Here is a 23,163-nt window from a genome sequence, read left to right on the forward strand (position 1 = left end):
CAAAAGACAATTAGTGTATCATTTTTATCTCTTTTAACCCTTATTTAGTATATACTTTTTAATATAAAGAGGCTGGAGGGACGTATTTTGCCCAATGTCCCTTGGGACATATTTCACCACCATTTTTTTGAATTTTTAAACTATATCTATATTTGAAAATACAATATGTATTAAAAGATTATCTCTCAATACAAAAACATCTAAAGATTACCTAAAAATAACCCTTAAATTTTTGTATTGATTACTTTACATCTTAAAAAATAAAACAAAAAAGAGATTATATCATTATATGAATAAAATAAATTTTTATACTTTACTCACTTACATAATACAATCTCTTTTTTGTATAATTATTCAAATAATTTAGTTCCTAAACTTACAAACATTTGTAAAATTAAAAATGCTTTTGTATCTATCTTATGATTACTCTGTAAAATTTCTTTTGCTTCATCTTGTGAAACTAAAATAACTTCAATATCTTCATCTGGTTCTAAGAATTCATCAGTTATATTACCATCGCATATACAGTAAACAAATGCAATCGATTCATCACTCATACCAGGAGATAGATATACTTTCTCATTACTCTTATTTTTTTGAATTTCTAAAAGAGTAAGCCCAGTTTCTTCTCTAAGTTCTCTTTCAACAGAAATATCTATAGATTCACCCTTATCGATAAGACCTGCTGGCAATTCGTATATATATCCATTAATGGGTACTCTAAATTGTTTTATTAAAATTAATTTTTTACTACTTTTATGAAGACCTACTATTGCAACTGCATCTGCACTATCTTCTTTATTTTCAAGATAAATACTTTTTAGTTGTTCACTGCTTTTTCTTGATGCTACCATCCATATCTTATCTTCATCTAGCTTATTTTTATACTCAATTTCAAAAAGTCCCATAAACTTACTTTCAACCAATGGATTTATATTCTTTATTATAGTTTTTTTCAAATTTACTACGACCTCTCTTTATTTAAATATCCTTAAGTAATTATAGACATAATACTTTAAAATAAGTATTGGATACAGTTTCTTATATCTCCATTTCTAAGTTATCTTTATCTATGAACCCTACTTTAATTTCACAATCAAATATTTCTTTTAATAATTTTGCTAACTCTTCTCTTGCACTCATTACTTGATCTAAATTTGCATTAGTAAAACCATCTATAGGGAAAAATATATTTTTTGAACTACTTGTAATTTTTCCTTCTTCACCTTGTCTCCATATCCATCTTCTAGTTTTTACCATATCTCCAACAGAATAAATTAATTCTCCTTCTTCCATCAACTCAACTTCAGTTTCTCCAAACGGAATAAATTTATCCCCTTTTTTTGAAAATCTAACAAATACATCATCATCTCTAAAATCCATATCATGTGCACCCATTGGAAGTAGATATTTTAAAGAAATAGAGTTTCCTAAGTCTACAATAGGATTTATATGTGGAAGCTTTTTATTTTTAGCAACTCTTGTTGTCATTGCTTCTATCGAACTCATAAATTTATTTGGATTCATCCCTAAACTTCTAAATGCTTCTCTATATGGTATAATTTCTTCTGCTTCTTTTACCTTTTTATCTTTAAAGTACTCTTCTACTCTGTCTATGCTTATATCTAAAAGATTATTTATTCTTTCAATTTCTTTAGTATTGTCTATTCCTTTTGCAACTACTACACCAAAACATACATTTTCTAATTTATCAAATACTTCTTTTTCTACTATGAATTTCATTTTGCCTTGTCCTCCTGTTATTTTACATTATTTTCTAAGTAAATTTTATCACTTTATGTCTTATAAATATACCCCCTATTTTAGCAATTGTTTAATTTTTTTAAATTTTCCAATTAATACAATATTAGTTCTTATGAAATATTTTATATATAGTAATTATAGATTAAGCTTTTAAAAAAAATATTCTTGCTTTATAATGTATAATATATTTTTATTATACGTCTTATGGAGGTAATATTGTGAAAAATTTGATTTCTATATATTTTATAATTATTAATATTATTGGTTTATCTTCAATGTATATTGATAAGAAAAAAGCAATAAAAAATAAATGGAGAATAAAAGAAACTACCCTTCTTGCCATAGCAATAATTGGAGGTAGCATCGGTTCTATCATTGGAATGTATTCTTTTAGACATAAAACTAAGCATATTAAATTTACACTTGGGATACCATTTATAATATTACTACAATTGTTATTATTCTATTTTTATATGCTTTAAAGTGATTTTTAAATATAATAATTCTATTTTTATTAATAATTTAAGGTGTATAAATTTTTTAATTTTATACACCTCTTATCTAGCAATTCATAAAAATCTAACCAATTAAATTAATGACCTTTATGTTTGGCTTTTCTTTTTTCTTGTTTCAAAGTAAAAAGTCTTTCTTTTTCTTCTTCTTTTCTAGACTTAGCTAGTATTTTTTTATCTTGTTTTCTTTCTTCATGTTGAAGCTTAAGAGCATTTTGCGCTTTAGTTCCTATAGTTTCTTTAGACTGTTCTTTTTTTACTTTTCTCTGCATCCTTTTGTATCCAATGTTGTCTTTAGATACATTTTTATCCAATTTGATACTTCCAAAATTTAATGAAAAGAACTTTTCAAGTATGAATTCATATACTTCTACATCCTTAGGTTCTGCTCCAAAAACTACCCTACACACCTCATATTTTTTACCATCTTGTCTTTCGAATATACCTATCCAAAACGGTTCTTCAAATAAGACTGTTAATTTTCCACTAACATTATCCATTGCTAGTTCCTCCTATTTATTTGCTTTATTTCTAAAGAATGGACAACCAAGGAGGCAGGTTACTGACAGCAATTGCTGCGTCTGGACTACCAACCAGACTGTGTTTTTATCTTCATCAGTTAAATATTAACTTTTTTATTTTAATTTGTCAATGTTGATATAAATTTATCTTCCTTACTATTGCTATTAACAACTTTAAATATTATCCATTATTTCTCCATGCATAAACAAAGCTGCTTCTCCAGAAATTTTTACATCATTATCTTTTAATAATTCACACTGAATAATGCCACCACGATTAGAAAGTTGTGATGCTATCATTTTATCTTTTCCCAACTTTTCAGCCCAATATGGTATAAGACTACAATGAGATGAACCTGTAACAGAATCTTCTGAGTCTAATTCTGGACAAAAATATCGAGATACAAAATCTGTATCAGTTCCTTGTGATGTAATTATAACACCTAGCCAACCTGTTAATTTACATAAATCTTGATAATTAGGTGTATAGTCTATAACTTCTTGTTCATTACTTAGTAACAATATTAAATCTCTTGAAGAGTAGATAGCCACTGGTGTACAACCCAGTAAACTACGTTGTTGTACTGATAATTCAATTTCAATAGGTTCTCTGTTTGGAAATATCATTTCATATAGATTCCCATTTCGTGTAACTTCAAGAGTTCCACTTTGAGTAAAAAAACAAATTTTCTTAATATCTATATCAATAAAATTGGATATAACATAAGCTGCAGCTAAAGTTGCATGACCACATAAATCAATTTCTTCTTTAGGTGTAAACCATCGTAAGTCATAATTTCCATTATTTTTAACTAAAAAAGCTGTTTCTGGAAGATTATTCTCTGTTGCTATTTTCTGCATTAATTCTAGTGATAACCTCTTTTCAAGAACACAAACACCAGCAGGATTTCCTTTAAATAATCTATTTGTAAATGAATCAACTACATAATATTTCATTATTCACACCTTCTTTCTAATTTAAAGTTAGGAATACATTCATATTATATTATCCCATATTTAAATAATCAAAACAAATTACTATTTCTTATGAATTTATATAATTCAATATCTTACTCTCGACAAGTATTTATTGAAATACAAAACTAGAATACTTCTTTATCAATATTTCAATAATATTTTCTTTTCTGATAAAATCTCTTCTATAAATCTCTTCTATACTAATTGTAGTGACTTTTCTTTAAACCACATTATGACAGTAATAATTGTTGCACATACATCTGCTACCAATTGAGTTGCAATAAGACCTTTCATCCCCCATAAATTTGTGAAGATCAACAGAAATGGAATGAACAGCAAACCTTGACGACATATACTTAGCATACCACCTTGTTTTGCCTTTCCAATTGCTAAAAAGTAATTTCCTATGACAATTTGAACCCCTAATGTCATAAATGAAATAGCATCAACAATTAAAGCAGTTCTTCCAATTTCCAATACTTTAACTGATTCTTGATTAAATATATAAATAAATTGCTTTGAAAATAAAATGCACAAAGTTCCAAACAATACATTTACAACAGTACTCCAATATATTGCTGTCTTAGTAGCTCTTTCAACTCTATCTATTTTTCCTGCACCATAGTTATATCCAATCAGAGGAGAATAACCTTTTAAAAAACCATATAAAGCATTTGATTCCAAAGACATAAGGCGATTAACAATTCCCATAGCTGCAATAGCAGCTTCTCCAAATGGTTTAGCAACAATATTAGTTAAACTCACTGCCCCACCAGTCAAAAATTGGAAGAAGCAAACTGGTAGACCGATTTTGAAAATCTCTGTGTAAATAGTACGCTTGATTTTAAAATAACTAAAAGAAATTTTCAAAAATGTATGCCCTTTTAAAATATAAAATCCATAAAATGAGGTAGAGACAAGTTGTGAAATTAATGTTGCAATAGCTGCACCAGAAACTCCCATATGACATCCAAATATTAAAACTGGGTCTAATATGAAGTTTGTTAATCCACCAAGCAACATAGCAGTCATACTAAATGAAGAACTCCCTTCTGCAACTATCATATTATTCATCATTATATTTAAAACATTGAATATAAGCCCCAAAATATATATCAAACCATATTCTCTTACATAATAAAGTGTGCTATCTGTTGCCCCTAAAATATTCATAAGAGGATTAAAAAATAATAGCATAATTGTAACCAAAACAGTGATTAAAAATATACCTGAAAAGAAAGCTATACTACTACAAGCCTTTACTTCCTCATATTCTTTTTTACCAAGAAGCCTTGAAATATAAGAACCTGCACCACTTCCAAAAAGCAATCCTATTCCAGTACCAACCATAGTTAATGGATATACTAAGGATACTGCAGCAGTTTGCAGTGTCCCCAAACGACCTACAAAGAAAGCATCAACAATATTATATAATGCTGATACTATCATCCCCATCATAGTAGGCATTCCTAATTTTAACAGTGATTTCCTTACATCTTCTTTTTCTAAAAGATAGATTCTTTTTTGATTTCCATTCATATCAATCATCCTTTCAAATGTTTTGTTTCAATACAGTATAGTTACTAAACATATTTTCAAAAATAATTGCTACCCTCTACGATAGCAATTTTTTCACACACAGCTATTACTTTTCTTCTAATTTTTTATCAATACTTTCTTCAAAAGCAGAAAAATAACTCAACATATACTCATAAAAAGGCTCTGGCATATCATCTAACAGTTTTAGTGATTCATCATTAGTTTGCTTATGATATTCTTGATGAGCTTTATAATTTTTCATTCCATCATCTGTAAGGCTCAAAACTACTTCTGTATCAGAATCAGGAGATACTTTTTTTACTACAGTTCCTTTATCTACTAGTTTATAAATCATCTGAGAAGCTGCTCCTTTTGTAATACCCAAAACATCTGCAAGAGATGTAATGTTTATTCCAGGATTATCACCAACAGCTGATATTGTATGAATTTCTGATTTTGATAATAGAATCTCTGTTCCATAAGTTCGCTTTTTATCTTCCCACTGATTGTATTTGTGAATAATACGTTCCATCAATGTAATTAGTTTAGAATAATCTCTCATACTTTCACCTCTATTTGTTTAGTTTCATTACTGTTTAGTTACTATACATATTATATCTTTACTTATCAATTGTCAAGTTTCTCTTTAAGAAATATCCAAGGATTTATTTTCATAATTGAATGAATCCTTATTTCTGAACCTCCATATAAAAAAGGAGTACTATTTTTTGTACTCCTTTTTTATAAATTTTATTTTTTATATAGATTAAGATTACTATATTATCTTAATCTTCCAAATTGTTAATTTGACTTAAAATTATAAATTGGTTTCAATATATTAATTATGTCAACTGTTTCTCTTATATTTTCTACAATCTCATCAATTGGCTTATACGCTTGAGGTGCTTCATCAATGGTTTTAATATTTACACTCGTTGTAAATACATTTTTCATAGAATCTTCATAATCTTTCATATTTATACTTCTTTTGGCTTCTCCTCTTGAAAGTATACGTCCTGCTCCATGAGGTGCAGAATTAACCCAATCTAAATTTCCTTTTCCTACTCCCAAGATAACACCATCTCTCATATTTATAGGAATCAATAACTTTCTTCCTTCATATGATGCTATAGCTCCTTTTCTTAGTATTCTGTTTTCAATTTCTATATAATTATGTATAGTTTGAAAATGGTCTAAATCATTGAACTTAAGACCTATACATTCTTCAATTATTCTTTTAGCCATTGTATTTCTGTTTAGTTCAGCATATTTTTGTATAATATCCATATCATGAAGATAATCTTCCATCAATTTTCCTTCTAAATAGCATAAATCTTTTGGTATTTTAGGGGTAAAATTATGTTCTTCTTTAAGCGTTATCAATGCATCCTGAATTTCTTCTTCTCTATTTTCCTTTTTGTACTGCTCAACAAGTCTTTTACTGTCTTCATCAAAGCTATTGCTAATTCTGACATAGTAATCATAAGCTTTTTTTTGGTAGTATTTTGCTACCCTATTGCCAAGATTTCTACTACCAGAGTGTATTATTAAATATTTATTTTTTTCACTATCTTCATTTAACTCAATAAAATGATTTCCCCCTCCAAGGCTTCCAATAGCTCGATTATATTCCTCTGTAGCTTTTCCTATACCTTTTATACAATATAATGATTCTATCTCTTTTTTATAGTTTGCTTTACTATATTTATTTATATTAAATCCATGAGGTATTTTTTTTCTTATAAAATCATCTATCTGTTTCAAATTCAAATCAACTTTACCCAGATTTACACATATAACCCCACACCCTATATCTACTCCAACAAGATTTGGGACTATTTTATCTTGTATTGTCATTACAGTACCTATTACACAGCCAGAACCTGCATGACAATCTGGCATTATTCTTATCTTAGATTTTGTTGTAAATTCCTGATTACATAATTCTATTATTTGACTTATTGTTGTACTATCTACATTATCTGTAAATATTTTTGCTTTATTGTATTTTCCTTGAATCTCTAGCACTAATACCACATCCTTCTAAACTATATATTAATTTTAATATCATATTCTGTTAAAAAAATATATTCAAATAAATTTTATATAAAAAATAATAACAAAAATATTGCTTTTATTTTTATATAATCAAATTTATAATGTATTAAAAATAACATAAAAATGTCCATCTTTCAATATATATACTTTTCTTATGTGATATCATTGTAGATTTCAAATTTTTATTCATTTAAATATATTCATTATTTTTTTACTATTTTTGTAAAACCAATCCCATAGTCATACTATCATCAGAATATGCTTCACCTTTGACATTATTAAAAATTTCAATAGATTTAAAGCCAATATCTTTAATTTCTCTAAAAAAACTCTCTTTTGAAAAGTATTTATTCCAAATATAAAATACATTTTCACTTCCTTCTGTTATAACAAGAGTTTGTTCTAATGTATTGTAATCACTATATTTGCAATTATCTTGTATACACATATATCTTTCACTACTCCAAAATCCTCCATTTTCATTTATTTCCCATGTTTTAACTTCTTTAAAATCATCGTATTTATTTATTGTAAATACATCTAATATCAACTTTCCTCCAGGTTTTAAACTCTTGTAAATATTCTCCATCAATAGACTTCTGTTTTTAGTTGATAAAGCTCCATAATCACAATAAATTAAAGTAGCTATATCAAATTCTTCACTGTAATTCATATTTAAATAACTTTGAAATAAATATGTTATATTTAGATTTTTCTTTTCATTTCTACTTTGTGCATAATTAATAGAACGTTTTGAAAAATCAATTCCAGTTACTTTATAACCTTTCTGTGCAAATCTTTCTGAGTATAATCCTGGACCACATCCTAAATCGATTAAATTTGGATACTTATCTGGAGATGCAACTTTAACTATCCAATCTACAGAATCATTAATAAAGTCTAGACTTCTACTTGCTCCTTCAAAATCAACATCTAAATGTGCTTTTAATAACTGTTTTGAGATATATTCATCATCCCAAAAATTAACTTTACTTTCCTTATAAAGTTCTGGTTTTTCTAAATACATGCATAATTTGTTTAACAAAACATACCACTCCTTAAAATTTATTTATAAAATAAAAAAACCACAGATTTTACTCTGTGGTTTAACTTCAAAAAGATGAGTTTAAATAAGAGTAAAATAGAATCAAATATTTTTAAGCACAACAATAAAACTATCGCTTTATTTTGTTTACTTATTAAATTTGATTTTATTTACTCTTTTCCAGCAATACTTACATCAACGATTTTATGATATCAAGTACCCCGAACAACATCATCCTTTCATATTTTTATTTTATAGATGTATTGTATACTTACTATCTCTATTTGTCAATAAATTTCAGTTTAAATAATTTATAATATTAAATTAAAAAGTACACTATTGTATCTAAAATTAATCAAAAAAAGACAACTGAATATCGCTTGAATGTTTTAATTTTTCTTTCATTACTTTGTCATAACTACTTGATAAAGAATACTTATTTCTAAGTTGATTGACCATTTTATAAAGTTGGTTTTTATACTCTTTATTAGCTGAACCTGTACTGTACAATACTGATAATTTATCAAATAAATTAGGAAATTCTTTTTTAATGAATTCAAAAAAAACACCTCTAGTTATACCTCTTAAATACAGAGTTCCAGGTAGCACATAGTGTACATTACTTTCTTTTGCATATCTAAATAATGAATTTATGTTATCAAAATTATCTGTAATATAAGGTATGATTGGCATAATATGAAGACCAACTGAAGCGTTAGTTTTTCTAAATTCTTTTAACATTTCAAATCTTCTCATTGAATCTACTCCATTTGGCTCAATGAGCTTTTGTGTCTTTTCATCTACAGTCGTAATTGTAGATGCTATGTTAATATATGTAATTCTAGATAATTTATCAACCAAATCATAATCTCTTAAAATTAAATCCGATTTTGTAGAAATAATTGCTGGGGTTTTATATTTGATTAATAGATTCAATATTTCTGGCATAATTTTATACTCAGCTTCTATAGGTTGATAACTATCTGTCACTCCACCTATATTAATTACTTCTCGCTTCCACTTATTGCTACTCAATTGTTTCTCAAGCATTTCTACTATATTTGTTTTTACATAGATATCTTCAAAATAATTATTAGAATTAATATACTTATGTGAATAGATAGCATAACAATATTTACATGCATGTTCACATCCACGATAAATATTTAAATCCCATTTATATGGAATACTTCTTTTTAGTTTATTGCAAGCAGTTTCACAATTTATTGGAATATATTTTACTTTATTATACAAACAATCACCTCTTTACATCTAATAATATCATAATATTAAATTATAGTAATTAAAGTAAGTTATTACCATGCCATAATTCATAGTCATCACCGTATTTACAAAGTAATATATCCCATTCATTCATGGATATTCCTCCACACACTGCTTTTTCTTCTAAATTATATAGACATTGCTTTAAATATATTTCATTATGCCAATCTCTATATAAATTTTCTAAATTTAGATTATATACTACAGATACATCCATTGAGAAATTGTTATTGTTCCATTTTAGCATTTCTATAAACTTAGTTTCATTAGGTCTATAAGCCCTTTTTACCATTTCATCATGTACAACTTTAGCATAAAACTTAAATTCATCAATACTATAATTTAATACTTTATTTACTAATAGATGATTTGGAGTACCTTTTTTCTCTATAGAACCTTTTATAGCGAATAGTTCTCTCCATTGACTTACTAATTGATTTTTTGGTAATACATCAATCAAATCTTTATGCCATAATCTCATAATCTAACTCCTCACTATAAAATATTATCTAAATTTAGTACTTAAATTACCTTATAGTTTTACACGTTCAATAATTTTATCTGTAAAAACTATGCCATCCAAATGGTCTATTTCATGACAAAGACATTTTGCCATAAGTCCTGAACCTTTAATTATTATTTTCTCACCATTCTCATTTAAAGCTTGAACTGTAACTTTTTTAGGTCTTTTTAATTTTCCCCATACATCAGGAAAACTTAAACAACCTTCAACAACAATTTGCTCTCCTTCTTCTTTAATAATTTCAGGATTGACAAGTTTAATAAGTCCCTCTCCTAAATCTATAACAACTAAACGTTTTAATATTCCCACTTGGCATCCAGCTAAACCCCCACCATTTGGTGTATTGTACATGGTTTCTGCCATATCGTTTAATAGGTCTCTTATCTTATTATCTACTTTTTCTACATTCTTACTCTTTTTTCTTAAAATTTCATCGTCAAAAGTTCTAATCTCTCTTAGAGCCATAATATTCCCCCCTACTTATCTGAGCTCTTGATTTTCTCTCACTTTGTTCAAATAAAAATATACTTTCTATTGGTTCATTAAAAACTCTTGAAATATCATATGCTAACCATATTGAAGGTTCATTTTTTCCAGTCTCTATAGCATTTATAGCCTGCCTAGATGTTCCAACTAATTCTCCTAGTTGTTCTTGTGTTAACCCCAATTTTTCTCTTAATACCTTGATTTTATTTTTCATATATACTCCATTCATGTAATGTTAACCTTACATTTAAACTGTAACATTTTCTAATTTTTATGTCAAGTCAACCTTACATTTATTTTGATAATCTATTTAACTAGATATTTTTTTATTGAATTTTTTAAGTAATAAAACAATCCAAATTAATGATACAATAAATGAGATAAAAATATATATGTAGTTACTATCTTTAAATGCCTTTGCTAACCAAAATGATGGTAAGAAAAGTAAAATATATTGTATTTTATTTAAAATAAAAAATGGTGCTGGAATACCTAACATAAAAAGTCCTGATAACTTTGTAAGTGCCATACCTTCTAATTTATTTGATGATAAAGAAATTATTAATATTGATATAATAATTCCCTGAGTCAAAGATACTAAAGAAATTGCCAAATTTAATAAAAAAGAAATTTTAGTTAGCGAAAAAGTTAATAATAAAATTACTGTAATGGCAAAGGCTAATATAGCTGGTATTCCAAGTCTTGAAATAAGATAACCACTTTTTCCAATAGGAGTGATTATCAAATACTTTGAAATATTATCATCAATTTCTCCTAACATAACCATAGTAGAAACAAAAAAGAACATAAAAGGTGTTATAAAAGCTAAAAGCAAGTCAAATACTAAAAAATATGGTTCTAAAGTTAATTTATAATAAGAACTATCAATTAATATATTTTGAATTAATGGTATTCCAAATTTTATAAGTCCTCCACATAATATTGGAGAAATACATACTACAAAAAGCATAGCATCACCTTTTATTTGCTCAAATTCTTGTCTAAAAGCATTAATAATTTTTATCATAACTTTATACCACCTACCTTTTTCCAAATACTACAAACAAAATAATATGTTATAAAGTAAACTATTATAGTCATCAATATTAAAATTAATATATTAGTTACTAAAGAATTTTTATCTCCACTAATAAGAGAAATACATATATTAAAAGGATACAAGTTGGTGAATACACTTAAATCCATCAATACATTAATTATTGGTGGCACAAAGCAGACAATCTCAATAGGAATAGTTAAAACAATAAATTGATTTAAACTTGATGCTCTACTTGCAAGTATAAGCCCAAGTAATGAAAATATTATGGATGCAAAGAAAGTTCCCATAATTACTATCAAAATATTATTTAAATTTGCTGTAATTGCAATTACCATAGATACAATACTAGATATTATTGACAATGAAATCACTTTTGATAAAATATATTCTGATATTTTTGTGGGAGATACAGCTAGGGAATTTAAAACTCTTTGACTCTTCTCAAGAAGTACAATTGCTCCCATAAAAAATAGTCCCATTGCTGCTGGGTCAGAATAAATCATAATTATAGCTACCTTTTCTCTCAATAATGGTGGAAAGGCATTAAGCAAACAAATATATACAATACTTAAAGTAACATATAAAAAATAAAATCCATATTTAAATTGAAACTTTACATCTCCTAAGATAAGATTTTTTAATCTCATTGTAAATTCCTCCCTGTTATCTCAATAAAAATATCATTTAATGTCGGTTCACTGCTATGTATTGATAAGAGCTTATTTTCCTTAATAAGCATATTTAATTTTTTGTCATTACTAGTATCATTTAAAAAACATTCAGAAGTTTTTTCTTCATTATCAAAATCTTCATTATCAAAATATGTATATCTAATTTTAACAGCACCTTTTGACATAATAAGATTATGTGGTGTATCTAATGCAGATATTTTCCCATTTACAATGAATGCTACCCTATCACAAAGTTCTGTTGCATCCAACATATTATGAGTTGTTAAAATAATAGTTTTACCTTTAGATTTTTCTGACAAAATCATATTTTTCATAATCTTACTATTTGATGGGTCAAGTCCACTTGTTGGTTCATCTAAAAACAATATATCTGGATTATGTAATAAAGCTTTTATAAAATTTAGTCTTGATTTCATACCCTTTGAATATTCTGATATTTTTTTATTTGCTTCACTTTCTAATCCTACTGATTTTAGTAGTTCATCAATTGGTAAGAATTTTTTAGAATATAAAGATCCAAAGTATTTTAAATTTTCTATTGCAGTTAATTTTTCATATAAACTAGGAAATTCAAAATCAACGCCTATATTCTCATAAAATTTATTTGAATGTTTTTTGCTTTCTATTCCATTTACAAATACACTTCCTTCATAATTGGTTATCATACCAATTAGAATTTTTTGTAACGTTGATTTACCTGCTCCAGATGGTAATATAATATTAGTACAAAATTTTATATGATTTTTAGAAATTTTTAACTTCTTAGTAAAAAAGGAAAAAGTATTTATGTTTAAAGAAATGAAAAAGTTATATGATAACCTTAACAACACTAAAAAAAGCAAAGAGCAAAATAAAAAGAGGGTGGCAGCTAGTAAAGTAGTTACCCCCATCTTTTTATAGTAATTTTTTATTTTTTAAATATTATGTTGAATATAAATATTTTTAATATAATAATTTATTAACCTGTCTTATATTTTCATCGACATTTTCGTTTCTCATTCTTCCTTTTACTATCTGGTACATATCGAAAATCATTTTTTCTTTGTCTTTAAACTTCTCTACACTCATTGACACTTTGTCTAAATATCTAGTTAGATATAAATATTCTTCTAGCTTTTCTTTCTCACTTAACTTGTTATTTTTATATTCTTTTGTTATATAAGTAATAGTTTCTTTAATTACTTTATTGCTTGTATTATGCTGCAAATCATCGACAGAAACAAGTTTTCCAGATAAGTCTATTTTTTCAGAAATATTATCAGTTTGATTTAAAATAACCTTTGAGTTACTTGCGTGATTTAATATATTTTGTAATGTTATTTCACTACTTTTTATATCATCTCTTATTTTTTCTTTTTTCATTATTTTTTCTGAATTTTTATTGTATGCTTCTTCAACTTCTGCTATATTATCAAACCTTAAACCATTTTTAATTTTCTCCTGCTCTTGCTTAGTTTTCTCTTGCTCCTTTTTCTTTTGTTGCTCTTGCTCAGCTTTTTCTTGCTCTTTTTTCTGCTGTTCTTGTTTAACTTTTTCCTGTTCTTGCTTTTGTTGCTCTTGTTTTGCTTTCTCTTGCTCTTTTTTCTGTTGTTCTTGCTCTTGCTTAATTTTCTCCTGTTCTTGCTTTTGTTGCTCTTGCTTAGTTTTCTCTTGCTCCTTTTCCTTCTGCTCTTGCTTTTCTTTTTGTTCTTGTTTTATTTTAACTTCTTGTCTGTATTCTTTATCAGTTAACATTTTAAAATAATCTCCATAGAATACATAGTTAAAGAAAATAAGATATGCTATTAAGAGTGATGATATAATAATTTTTAATACTCTTAATATTTTATTAGCATTGACATTTTTTATAGAACTAACAAAAAATAAAATTGATAAAACTAGCAATGTTATTGGGAAAAATATAACTGACAAAAATAAAATTAATATCTTTTTCCACAATTTTAACTTTTTAAATCTTTCAAACATAATTCATCCCCCTACAATAAGCTATTTTAATTTTAACATATTCTTACAAGTTTTATCTTATAAAAATAAAAAAAGGATGGCAGCTAGTTAATTAGTTGCCATCCTCTTGCAAAACTATCTTTTTATAAATTCTAATGCTTTTTTAGTAGTTTCAAATCTATCATTTCCCTTTATCTCAGTAAATTTTTCTTTATTTATAGTTTTTATTTTGTTACATGCTCCTGCTCCTACAACATATAAATTTTCTGTATTACCTGCTTTATAGTCTTTTATATCACATATCAAACATTTTTCTTTTTCATATTCCCAACCAATAATCATTGCTGGTATTCTATCGACTTCACCTTCATAAACTATTGTATGTTTATACATTCGTTTTACCTCATTATCTATATTATCTATTTTTTTATTTAAAATACCTTCCGCTATCAATTTAGCAACTATATCTTTATGTCTAATATAATAGTCTGTATCTGCTTTACTATCTACGAAACATACTTCAATTAATATTGCTGGTGCTTTTGTATTTCTAAGCCAGTAAAGCCCTCTTGTATCTGTCTTAGCCCCTCTATTTTTAAATACTGTTGCTAACTTTTCATTAACTCTATTTGCATACACTTTGCCATTATTAGTTTTATATATCGTTTCTGTACCCATGGGATTTAGTGTTGTATTATTTGCATTGAAGTGAATTTGTACTGCTAAGTCTATGTCTTGTTTATTAGCTATCTTGCATTGTTCTGCAAGGTAGTTATTAGATTTATCTATCTTACCTGTATAGATAGTTGCTCCTCCCTTTTTAAGCCATTTAGCAATCAAATCTACAAGTATTCTATTTTCTTTTCCTTCATCTATATAGCCAACCGCTCCAGTCCCTTTCCCTGTTAGTGTATGACCTGCTGTTATTGCTATTCTCATTTAAGCACCTTCTTTCTGCAACATGTCTTTTATGTCTGTTACATCTATTTTTATTTCTTCTACATCTGTTTTCATTGCTCCCATTTCAACGAGTATGTTTTTATTTATCTCTTGTTGCTGTGTAGATAATTCTATAAAATTTTCTACTGTCTTTTTATACATGTCTCTATCCTCTTTTTTCTCTTGCATAGTGTTCTTAAATAGCAAAGCGCATAATATCCCTACTGCTCCTAATCCGCTTAATTGTGTTATTAATTCTTCCATGTTGTTTCCTCCTAGTTTTTTAAGTTATTTAATTTGAATATAAAAAAGATTAGACCGTTAATCTAATCTTTTTTTATATTTTATGTTGCCTCGTATTTGTCAAAAATTACATTGCCAACTGAACTCCCTGTCCCTACAACTCTAACCCCTCGTAAGGATATGCCTGTGTTTATAGCAACAGTTCCTTTATGACTTGTTATAGTTGGCACTATTATATAAGAGTTTTTACAGCCATAATAAACCGTAAAATTTGTATCTCCATCGTCATAGCAACCTGTAGGAATATAGATGGTTTTTGTATTAAGACCATCATCGATAGTACTAGCACCACTTCCTACAGTCACACCTGCCGTTCTTGTAAACAGATTTGTATTAGAAATTGTTGAAATAACAGCTACCCTATAAGCTTGTATTTTTTCAGCTATGGCAACTGATGCATTGTTTGAATTACATATTTCTTTTAAAAGAATCCCGCTACTTGCGACTCTTGACATTGCAGTAGTATTGCTAGCAATATAACTCATAGCTGTAGAACTATTTGCAACTCGATTTGATGCTAAGGTACTAGTGCCAATTTGGTACATAGCTGTGTAATCACCCGCAATAAGACTCATTGCGATAGAACTACTAACAATATAACTCATAGCTGTAGAGTTATTTGCGAAAATATTCATAATTGTAGAATTACTTTTAAAAATACTCATAGCTGTAGTGCTATTGGCAAAATTACTCATAGCCATAGAACTATTCGCTATAGTTGTTATAATTGTAGATTGTTTTGCAATAGCATTAACGGAAGCCGAATTGTTTGCAAGGGCGTTTATGCAAGTAGTATTACTTAAAAGAGCGTTTATTACTAAGGGTCTGCTTGCAATACTATTCATAGCAATAGAACTCTTTGCAATACTATTCATAGCAATAGAACTATTCATTATGGCATCCGCTATATTAGTTTTTATTTTACTTTCTTCTCCTAAAATATTATTTGTTGTTCTTATACTATTAGCTATTTCTTTTTCATCTTTCATAATAGGGAAAGTTTCATCATTATAATTAAGCGTGCTTATTTGTGTATCTAATAAATTTAATGCTGAATCAATGTTTATTTTATAAGTTGCATTGTTTGAAGCAACAGTTTTCATTGCTAATACTCTTGGTATAATTTCTTTTGCTATTTCATCATTTTTTAAAACTTCATCCATAGAACTTTGATTTTTTAATAGTGTTTTTGTAGCTTCTAAATCCGAAAAAATTTCCATTACTGAATTTTCATTCGTGGCGATTTGCGTCATAGCTTCGCTACTATTTATAATAGCATCTCTAATCACAGGATTTTTAATTATAGCCTTAATAACCGCTGGCTCTACTGTAACTCTTAAAATATATTGTCCAAGTAAATCCATAGCATTTGAAGTTGCCACAACTGCATCCATGCTTGATTTACACATAGTTAAAGCTACTATTGCATTACTATTATTAAGTATTGCATTAGTAGCTTCTGTATTTGCCAATATTTCATCTATAGTTGTAAGACTTTCTAAGACAGTATTATTTAAATTGAAAGTAGAATTAAACCATGTGCCTATACTTGTTTTTTCCTGCTCTCTAGTAACATACCTGTCGTAACCATCTTTAAATTTTTGCTCTAAAGAATTGTAATACTCTATAGTCATTCCCTTTACAACATTATCCGCATTTCCTGGGCTAAATATATCTGTTCTGTAAAAAGCATTCAATTGCTCGCCTAACTTAGTGCTTTTGTTAAATAGATTATCAATATCTGTTTCCGAAAAGGCTGTATAAACTGTTTCTCTTATTCCTTTATCTGAAAATAAATATAAACTATTTAAATATAATTCTTCCCAAATTCTGATATTGCCATTATGTAGAATATAGCTGTCTAAAGCATTTAGCTTTAAATCTTGCAAATAATTTAAATAATTTAAAGGCTCTCCTTGAATATCGCTATTTATTTTAAAAACTTCCGCCCAACTCATCAACTCACCTCTACTTTTTCTTTTATTTCTTCTATTTTGTTTCCTTTAAAACTTGTCTTTACCTTACTTACCAGTATGTCATTTATATATTTTTCATCTGTTATAGTTCCATCTGAATTAAACTTCGTTATTGTCTTATTATTTGTGTCTAATATATCTGTTATAGAACCATCTGTATTAAACACAGTCTCTTTTTTAATATAATCCAACTCTTTTGGTTTTTCTAATAACTCATTCCAAGTTACCTTCCCCTTTGACGCTTTCCCTGTGTCCTCTCCGTTTATAAACCAGTTGCCATTTTCGCCAATAACTGGCGTATAACCTTGCTCTCCTCTTAACTCTGTATATATATAATCCGCTTGACCTTCTTCTCTAATGCCTAGCTGACTACCATCCCAATTAAACTCTAATTTGTTCCCTGTTGCACCTTTTAAATCTGTATAAATATAGTCCGTCTGACCTTCTACTCTAACACCTAACTGCGTGTTATTCCAAGTAAATTCAATGTTATCGCCTTTTTGCCCTTTTAAATCTGTATAAGTATAGTCCGTTTGACCTTCTATCCTTATACCTAACTGTGTGTTATTCCAAGTAAATTCAATATTATCACCTTTTAGGTCTACATACTGGTACTCTAACTCGTATTGTTGTCTAACGCCTAGTTGTGTACCATCCCAATTAAACTCTAAGTTCTTACCATCTACGCCTGCTAGAGACCCTAAATCCTCCCATTTAGTTTGAAATATATAAATATTTCTCCCTACAATCCAGCAATCGCCAACGTTTGGGTCTGATGGTAAATCATCTATAGAGTCTAATTTTCCTAGAATCCTCAAAGACGCTCCTCTAGCTGGTTTTTTAGTATCTATATTATTAATCCACCAGTTTCCATTTTCCCCAATTATCGGAGTAAAACCCTGCTCCCCTTTTAATTCTGTATAACTATAATTTTCTTGACCTTCTATTTTAACACCCAACTCCGTGTTATTCCAAGCAAATTCTATGCTATCCCCTTTATCGCCTTTTTGACCTTTTAAATCTGTATAAATATAATCTGATTGACCCTTGACTCTAACACCTAACTCCGTGCCATTCCAATTAAATTCTAAATTGTCTCCATTCTCACCTTTGATTTTTATATCGGGAATTTTAATCCAACTGGTATTATCCCAAACATACAAATCAATTTGATTTTCTATTGTTGCACTCTTTACAAAATAAGCATCGCTTAGAGTTGGATTAGCTGGAAGTGCTGATATGTTATCTAAGCTTCCTTTTATCTCTATCCCAACCCCCTTCAACTCTTCCTTTGAGGGTATTGCATTAATAGCGTCTGTAACTTCTGTTTGCATATTTTCTTTAGCTGTAGTTACTTCACTAATCATATTTTCTTTTGCTGTTATTACTTCCGTTTTTACTGTATTAACTTCACTTGTCAAAGTCTCTTTAGTCGTATTAACATCACTAACCATGGTATTTTTAGCGTATGTAACTTCTGTAACTTTAGAGTTAAATGTTTCTTTAATGCTATTAAATTCCTCGACCCTTTCGGCTTCTGCGGTTTCTAATTCTTCTTTAACTGTAGTAACAACATTAGTTAAGTCTGTTTTAGCGTCTGTAACCTCTTTTACTAAAGTATCTTTAGTCGTATTAACATCACTAATCATAGTATTTTTAGCGTCTGTAACTTCTGTAACTTTAGAGTTAAATGTTTCTTTAATGCTATTAAATTCCTCGACCCTTTCGGCTTCTGCGGTTTCTAATTCTTCTTTAACTGTAGTAACAACATTAGTTAAGTCTGTTTTAGCGTCTGTAACCTCTTTTACTAAAGTATCTTTAGTCGTATTAACATCACTAATCATAGTATTTTTAGCGTCTGTAACTTCTGTAACTTTAGAGTTAAATGTTTCTTTAATATTATTAAATTCTTTAACCCTTTCAATCTCCGCCTCTTTTCTTGCTTCTTCTGTTTCCTTTATTTCCTCAATACCTTCGACAACTTCTTTAACTTTATTTATTGTAATGCTTATATAATCCCATTTCGGCTCTTCTGTAATGCTGTTCTTATCTATACTTTTTTCTATATTAATCTTTAAAGAAAAAGTCGTAACAACTAAATTATCTTTATAGAAAGTAAACTCAGCTATCACATCCCCCGCGACTTCGGTTATGTTATTTTCTATTTTAGTTGTTACAATAGAATTTTCTATAGTGCAACTTTGGTAAATTATCTTTTTGTCGGGTCTTTGAAAATTGGCTATAGCTGTATATCCTGTTAAATCTTTTTCTATGTTGTTTTCTAATAAATTAATCTTAAATTCTAGTGCATTATCATATTGTTTATATTTTGCAACTTGGTAATTTTTAGTATTAATATCTACTGTATAAATTCTTTCTCTCAAATTTACCACTCCTTTATTTTATTAATTTTGGAGTAAATTCTTCTATTACTTTTTTTTCTTTTAATACAAATTTTCCATCTTTAATTTTATAGTCAAGAGGATTTAAGTCACTTGGAATATCCTCAATAATTATTTTATTTAATATTTGCCTATAATCTTCCTCTCTATCTGCGAAACAGGTAAAGTCCTGCTCCGCCTCCGATTTTATGCAATTGTATATTTCTCCTGTTTTTTTGCTATAAAAAATAGTAACCATTTTTTTACGCTCCTTTTTATTTAAATTTTAAGCATAGACATAATAATGTACAGTAATAAAACCTTCCGAGAAAAAATTCATTCCCAACCAATAGCCTATTGTTTGATTTCCAGATAGCGAAAAACTATATCCTCGTATACTTGAACTTAGCTTTAGCTGTGGTTTTGTACTACTTTCTACTGTTGTAGTTGATACGCTAAAATAACCTATACATTGCCCCGATGTCGATGCGGAACTTATTGAACATGTTGCTTTAAAGCGTTTCCCTGCAAATTTTTGAGGTAAATTAATTACAATTTCTGAATCACTATAGCCAAACGTAGTGTATCCGCTTTCTTGTAAATAATATGACTCTGTTATATCAGAACTAGTAGAAAAATATGTGTATAATCCCGAGTCAGTCATTCTTGTGAAACCTTTTTTACTCATTAACTTTAACCCTTCGTCGTCGATGGAGACATAAGGGCTTACACTATTAAAAATAATTTTAAAAGTGTTCGGGTTGAAATGAACATCTCCAAAACTGTCTATCTCCATTGTCTTAATTCCATTATCATTTACAACGACCATTTCTCTAGCATTTATATACATGCCTTTTAGCTGTCCAAACCAACCTCTATCTAATTTTAGTTCTCCAATCAGCGCATCCGCTATTGCTCCTTTTTCTATCCAAGTAGTTCCATCTTCAATTTTCGTTGTCTGTGCTTCCTCTTGGCTAGAAAACTCTGTAACATTTCCATGCGAATTTGTTGCTCTTACTCTAAAATACCATGTTTGGAAAGGTTCTGCTTGATGAACATAAGCACTTGCTTGCCCAATAAAAATTCGATTTGTAAAATTAGTTGTATCGGGTACAAAGTCTTTAATTTGAGACGCATAAACTTCGTATTTATAGTAAGATTTATTTGTAAATGTCCATGTCAAATTAATAAAAGCGAATAGCCCTTCCGCTGTTAAAATCGGAATATCGGGCAGGGTGTCGGGGAATTCTGAGTCATCTACTTTTACATTATCAATCGCTTTTTTAACTGTTTCTATTTTATTTTCTATATTCGTAAATTTGTTATTTAAAAAATCTAAATGATTTATCAAATCCCCAACTTCAATAGAATAATATTTTTGCTGTATTGGGCTATAGTCTGTTTTAACTACTCTAGCGGTAGCATTAATATTTAGATTAAAATCTCTTATTATTACTTCATCGCCGATATTTACCGTTTCTAGCATTTTGTAATCTTTATAGTTAACAGTTGTAGACAAATCTACGAAGTTGACTTTATAAAGTGTTTTAGGTAAATCGACTTGATTATATTTAAAGTAATCTTTACATTTTTCTCTTAGTTCTTCTTCGACACTTATTTCATCAGAACTGAAATCTATTGCAACTATTTTTTGCGTAGCATATTCAGCTATTCGAGGACTGGTTATATATTTTTCTGTTAATGTAATCATTTCATCCTCATATGTTGCGTATGGATATATTTTAGTTATGATATCTTGGGTATCATATTCTGCTTCAAGTCCAGTTATATTTTTTCTGTATGCAAGTAACACATTTTTGCTCTCACCTCGCTGGTAATTTAAGTAAACATCGAAATTATCAAAGAAAAATTTTGCAGATGGTTCAAAAATTTGAATTAGAGAATTTTCGCCCTCGCAGATTGCGCTATAAGGGCTTTGCATTGATATATTAATACTATTCCTTGCCTTAATGTCTGAATGCCCTCTAAACCTGTTTTTTTCCTCGCACGCACGAAACACTCTTTCTAAAGCCTCTTCGCAAGTAATATCGTTCGTTTCCAAACTTTCTATAAAATTATTAAGTAAATCGTATTTAATGTGTTGTGCTTTTACATTAATATATCCGCCTAAATTTTTTGATATATAATAAATTCTAAATAGCTGTCCCTTAAAGTCGGGTGATGCATCCGCTTTTATTAATCTATCTATTTTTATCTCTTTAAATAAAAAAGAGTTTTCGTATATTGTAAATTCCAACTCGAAAACTCCATTATCCTCTTCCTTAACATGGTCATTTATTACATTTGTAAGAACACCTAACCCTAGATGCCTAAAATCCGTTTCTTTTTCTTCATATAAAATTAATTTTCCTTTTTGAATATTGACCCCTCCCTTCTATTTTCAATCTAAAGACTTTACAAGATATTCCATCTAGGATTTATTTTTATACTTTTTATATCTCCTTCCCAACTAATTTTATTTTCTCCCTCTTCAAGTACAGGAAAGTCACTAAATAACTTATTATTTTCATTTATAATAATATTATTTTCTTTATTTATTCTATATACATTCATCTGTTCACTATCTATTATTAAATCGCTTAAAATTCCATTTTCTGTTATACCTCTTAACTCAACGCTTTGAGTATTTATTTTTATTTTTATGTCTCCTGTAGCCTCTATAAAAAATTCTGGAAATGATTCTCTATAAAAATTTGTTATAGCAGTACTATTTTTATTTATAGTATCTAAAATTATTTTTTCATTATCATTGTTGACATAACGAAAAGGCATACAATCAAATTGCAATAAAACTTCACCGAAATTTTTTGCTATTCTTGATATATCTAATTTATTGCTACAATATGCTAAATAATAAAAATCTGTAGTATTTACAAATAACTTTTTATATGAAAAATCTTTTTGTAACCACGTTTTGAGTTTTGTTGAAACTTCTTCTATATCTGTGCTTTGTGCATCTATATCGCAATCAATTTCCAATGTAAAATTCTCAAAACTTCCATTGTCTATCGTTAAATCCCCGTTTCTACCTACTACACTTATTTTTTCGATTGAACGCTGAGGAGATGACAAATTATTCATTTCTTTAATTCTTAATAACTCTCTGCTGTCTTGGTTTTCATAAATAAAAAACATAA

The 23,163-nt window shown here is 28.1% G+C and carries 23 protein-coding genes and 1 pseudogene; 1 reads left to right on the plus strand and 23 read right to left on the minus strand.

What is annotated here, in order from left to right; all coding sequences use genetic code 11:
• Positions 1-350: 350 nt before the first annotated feature.
• Together JJC01_11095 and JJC01_11100 are read right to left on the minus strand one after the other, a co-directional pair.
• Positions 351-959 carry an NUDIX hydrolase gene (locus JJC01_11095; GenBank protein UDN56735.1) on the minus strand — a complete coding sequence of 203 codons (609 nt, stop codon included), beginning with the start codon at positions 957-959 and terminating at the stop codon, positions 351-353.
• Positions 960-1,041: 82 nt separating this feature from the next.
• Positions 1,042-1,743 (minus strand): hypothetical protein, encoded by a 702-nt coding sequence (locus JJC01_11100; protein ID UDN56736.1) that lies wholly within the window; start codon positions 1,741-1,743, stop codon positions 1,042-1,044.
• Positions 1,744-1,991: 248 nt separating this feature from the next.
• On the opposite strand from JJC01_11100, the gene JJC01_11105 reads away from it, so the two are divergent.
• Entirely contained in the window at positions 1,992-2,246 is a 255-nt protein-coding gene (locus JJC01_11105; protein UDN60164.1) for a DUF1294 domain-containing protein, read from the plus strand.
• 110 nt (positions 2,247-2,356) lie between these two features.
• Here JJC01_11105 and JJC01_11110 read toward each other — a convergent pair whose 3' ends face one another.
• The 21 genes and pseudogenes from JJC01_11110 to JJC01_11210 all read right to left on the minus strand — a co-directional run bounded on the left by JJC01_11110 (position 2,357) and on the right by JJC01_11210 (position 23,161).
• Positions 2,357-2,776, minus strand: a complete 420-nt coding sequence (locus tag JJC01_11110; protein ID UDN56737.1) for a YjdF family protein — start codon at positions 2,774-2,776, stop codon at positions 2,357-2,359.
• Between the two features lie 195 nt (positions 2,777-2,971).
• Positions 2,972-3,754 carry a PhzF family phenazine biosynthesis protein gene (locus JJC01_11115; GenBank protein ID UDN56738.1) on the minus strand — a complete coding sequence of 261 codons (783 nt, stop codon included), beginning with the start codon at positions 3,752-3,754 and terminating at the stop codon, positions 2,972-2,974.
• A gap of 216 nt (positions 3,755-3,970) precedes the next feature.
• Positions 3,971-5,314, minus strand: a complete 1,344-nt coding sequence (locus JJC01_11120) for an MATE family efflux transporter (GenBank protein ID UDN56739.1) — start codon at positions 5,312-5,314, stop codon at positions 3,971-3,973.
• A gap of 106 nt (positions 5,315-5,420) precedes the next feature.
• Positions 5,421-5,876 carry a MarR family transcriptional regulator gene (locus tag JJC01_11125; GenBank protein UDN56740.1) on the minus strand — a complete coding sequence of 152 codons (456 nt, stop codon included), beginning with the start codon at positions 5,874-5,876 and terminating at the stop codon, positions 5,421-5,423.
• 239 nt (positions 5,877-6,115) lie between these two features.
• Positions 6,116-7,342 carry an RtcB family protein gene (locus tag JJC01_11130; protein ID UDN56741.1) on the minus strand — a complete coding sequence of 409 codons (1,227 nt, stop codon included), beginning with the start codon at positions 7,340-7,342 and terminating at the stop codon, positions 6,116-6,118.
• A 244-nt stretch (positions 7,343-7,586) separates the two neighbouring features.
• Positions 7,587-8,399 carry a class I SAM-dependent methyltransferase gene (locus JJC01_11135; GenBank protein ID UDN60165.1) on the minus strand — a complete coding sequence of 271 codons (813 nt, stop codon included), beginning with the start codon at positions 8,397-8,399 and terminating at the stop codon, positions 7,587-7,589.
• A gap of 369 nt (positions 8,400-8,768) precedes the next feature.
• On the minus strand, positions 8,769-9,671 hold the full coding sequence (locus tag JJC01_11140; protein ID UDN56742.1) for a radical SAM protein: 903 nt from the start codon (positions 9,669-9,671) through the stop codon (positions 8,769-8,771).
• Positions 9,672-9,720: 49 nt separating this feature from the next.
• Complete coding sequence (locus JJC01_11145; GenBank protein UDN56743.1) at positions 9,721-10,182, minus strand: hypothetical protein; 462 nt, start codon at positions 10,180-10,182, stop codon at positions 9,721-9,723.
• A 51-nt stretch (positions 10,183-10,233) separates the two neighbouring features.
• Entirely contained in the window at positions 10,234-10,689 is a 456-nt protein-coding gene (gene def, locus JJC01_11150; protein ID UDN56744.1) for a peptide deformylase, read from the minus strand.
• Positions 10,670-10,924, minus strand: a complete 255-nt coding sequence (locus tag JJC01_11155) for a helix-turn-helix transcriptional regulator (protein ID UDN56745.1) — start codon at positions 10,922-10,924, stop codon at positions 10,670-10,672. Before JJC01_11155 ends, def begins: the two co-directional genes overlap by 20 nt.
• A gap of 96 nt (positions 10,925-11,020) precedes the next feature.
• Complete coding sequence (locus JJC01_11160) at positions 11,021-11,737, minus strand: ABC transporter permease (GenBank protein ID UDN56746.1); 717 nt, start codon at positions 11,735-11,737, stop codon at positions 11,021-11,023.
• Positions 11,734-12,417, minus strand: a complete 684-nt coding sequence (locus JJC01_11165) for an ABC transporter permease (protein UDN56747.1) — start codon at positions 12,415-12,417, stop codon at positions 11,734-11,736. Before JJC01_11165 ends, JJC01_11160 begins: the two co-directional genes overlap by 4 nt.
• Positions 12,414-13,172 (minus strand): annotated as a pseudogene (locus JJC01_11170) (ABC transporter ATP-binding protein). The gene JJC01_11165 and the pseudogene JJC01_11170 overlap by 4 nt, the downstream one beginning before the upstream one ends.
• Positions 13,173-13,404: 232 nt before the next feature.
• Positions 13,405-14,427, minus strand: coding sequence for a hypothetical protein (locus JJC01_11175; protein ID UDN56748.1), 1,023 nt, complete (start codon positions 14,425-14,427; stop codon positions 13,405-13,407).
• A 114-nt stretch (positions 14,428-14,541) separates the two neighbouring features.
• Positions 14,542-15,345: an N-acetylmuramoyl-L-alanine amidase gene (locus tag JJC01_11180; protein ID UDN56749.1), complete on the minus strand. Its 804-nt coding sequence runs from the start codon at positions 15,343-15,345 to the stop codon at positions 14,542-14,544.
• Entirely contained in the window at positions 15,346-15,609 is a 264-nt protein-coding gene (locus JJC01_11185; protein ID UDN56750.1) for a hypothetical protein, read from the minus strand.
• Between the two features lie 80 nt (positions 15,610-15,689).
• Positions 15,690-17,606: a phage tail protein gene (locus JJC01_11190; protein UDN56751.1), complete on the minus strand. Its 1,917-nt coding sequence runs from the start codon at positions 17,604-17,606 to the stop codon at positions 15,690-15,692.
• Complete coding sequence (locus JJC01_11195; GenBank protein ID UDN56752.1) at positions 17,606-20,008, minus strand: hypothetical protein; 2,403 nt, start codon at positions 20,006-20,008, stop codon at positions 17,606-17,608. The genes JJC01_11190 and JJC01_11195 overlap by 1 nt, the downstream gene beginning before the upstream one ends.
• A gap of 13 nt (positions 20,009-20,021) precedes the next feature.
• Entirely contained in the window at positions 20,022-20,264 is a 243-nt protein-coding gene (locus JJC01_11200) for a hypothetical protein (GenBank protein UDN56753.1), read from the minus strand.
• 27 nt (positions 20,265-20,291) lie between these two features.
• Positions 20,292-22,304, minus strand: coding sequence for a phage tail protein (locus JJC01_11205; protein ID UDN60166.1), 2,013 nt, complete (start codon positions 22,302-22,304; stop codon positions 20,292-20,294).
• Positions 22,305-22,420: 116 nt separating this feature from the next.
• Positions 22,421-23,161 (minus strand): phage tail family protein, encoded by a 741-nt coding sequence (locus tag JJC01_11210; GenBank protein UDN56754.1) that lies wholly within the window; start codon positions 23,159-23,161, stop codon positions 22,421-22,423.
• Between the last annotated feature and the right edge of the window lie 2 nt (positions 23,162-23,163).

Origin of the sequence: Clostridioides sp. ES-S-0010-02 (assembly GCA_020641055.1) — a bacterium.
In the GTDB taxonomy this organism is placed as follows: Bacteria; Bacillota; Clostridia; order Peptostreptococcales; family Peptostreptococcaceae; genus Clostridioides.

Bases quoted from the DNA above. Each gene is read 5' to 3' on its own strand.
- JJC01_11100 (UDN56736.1), bottom strand. From the start codon at position 1,743: ATGAAATTCATAGTAGAAAAAGAAGTATTTGATAAATTAGAAAATGTA.
- JJC01_11110 (UDN56737.1), bottom strand. From the start codon at position 2,776: ATGGATAATGTTAGTGGAAAATTAACAGTCTTATTTGAAGAACCGTTT.
- JJC01_11115 (UDN56738.1), bottom strand. From the start codon at position 3,754: ATGAAATATTATGTAGTTGATTCATTTACAAATAGATTATTTAAAGGA.
- JJC01_11120 (UDN56739.1), bottom strand. From the start codon at position 5,314: ATGAATGGAAATCAAAAAAGAATCTATCTTTTAGAAAAAGAAGATGTA.
- JJC01_11125 (UDN56740.1), bottom strand. From the start codon at position 5,876: ATGAGAGATTATTCTAAACTAATTACATTGATGGAACGTATTATTCAC.
- JJC01_11135 (UDN60165.1), bottom strand. From the start codon at position 8,399: ATGTATTTAGAAAAACCAGAACTTTATAAGGAAAGTAAAGTTAATTTT.
- JJC01_11145 (UDN56743.1), bottom strand. From the start codon at position 10,182: ATGAGATTATGGCATAAAGATTTGATTGATGTATTACCAAAAAATCAA.
- def (UDN56744.1), bottom strand. From the start codon at position 10,689: ATGGCTCTAAGAGAGATTAGAACTTTTGACGATGAAATTTTAAGAAAA.
- JJC01_11155 (UDN56745.1), bottom strand. From the start codon at position 10,924: ATGAAAAATAAAATCAAGGTATTAAGAGAAAAATTGGGGTTAACACAA.
- JJC01_11160 (UDN56746.1), bottom strand. From the start codon at position 11,737: ATGATAAAAATTATTAATGCTTTTAGACAAGAATTTGAGCAAATAAAA.
- JJC01_11165 (UDN56747.1), bottom strand. From the start codon at position 12,417: ATGAGATTAAAAAATCTTATCTTAGGAGATGTAAAGTTTCAATTTAAA.
- JJC01_11175 (UDN56748.1), bottom strand. From the start codon at position 14,427: ATGTTTGAAAGATTTAAAAAGTTAAAATTGTGGAAAAAGATATTAATT.
- JJC01_11180 (UDN56749.1), bottom strand. From the start codon at position 15,345: ATGAGAATAGCAATAACAGCAGGTCATACACTAACAGGGAAAGGGACT.
- JJC01_11185 (UDN56750.1), bottom strand. From the start codon at position 15,609: ATGGAAGAATTAATAACACAATTAAGCGGATTAGGAGCAGTAGGGATA.
- JJC01_11190 (UDN56751.1), bottom strand. From the start codon at position 17,606: ATGAGTTGGGCGGAAGTTTTTAAAATAAATAGCGATATTCAAGGAGAG.
- JJC01_11200 (UDN56753.1), bottom strand. From the start codon at position 20,264: ATGGTTACTATTTTTTATAGCAAAAAAACAGGAGAAATATACAATTGC.
- JJC01_11210 (UDN56754.1), bottom strand. From the start codon at position 23,161: ATGTTTTTTATTTATGAAAACCAAGACAGCAGAGAGTTATTAAGAATT.